Annotated in this window: 1 protein-coding gene; it reads left to right on the plus strand. The window is 37.2% G+C overall.

The annotated features are described in order from the left end of the window. Nucleotides 1-157 precede the first annotated feature (157 nt). Nucleotides 158-400, plus strand: a 243-nt coding sequence (locus tag LI074_RS17175; protein ID WP_147421738.1) for a hypothetical protein, incomplete at its 3' end; no start/stop codon positions are given.

Consider the following 400-nt stretch of genomic DNA (forward strand, 5'->3'; position numbering starts at 1 on the left):
AAGGTAGAAAAAAGCGGCTTTTCAAGCCGCTTTTTCTGCATAGTTAAATATGTTAAATAAAAAAAGATTGTTGAAAAAATATTACATATATGATACAATTGTTAACATAAACGTAACATGATAACGAGGTATAATGATGGAAAGAAGGCAAAGTATTATGAGAAGGAGAGGCAAAACATTTTTATCGCTGTTTCTTTCTGCTGTGATCGTTACCGGTCAGCCGGTATTGGCAGCCGATTTTTCTGCTGGAGAGGAAACATTTATTTCGGAAACCACAGAGCAGGAAGGCGATGTATCGGAAGCTTCAGCTATTTTCGAGGATACTGTGGATTCAGACAGTGAAATGAGATATGAGAAATATGAGGCGACAGTTTCTAGTGAAATCCTTGATTTGGGACAG

Origin of the sequence: Blautia sp. MSK18_10, assembly GCF_020553185.1 — a bacterium.
GTDB classification, from domain to species: domain Bacteria; phylum Bacillota; class Clostridia; order Lachnospirales; family Lachnospiraceae; genus Blautia_A; species Blautia_A wexlerae.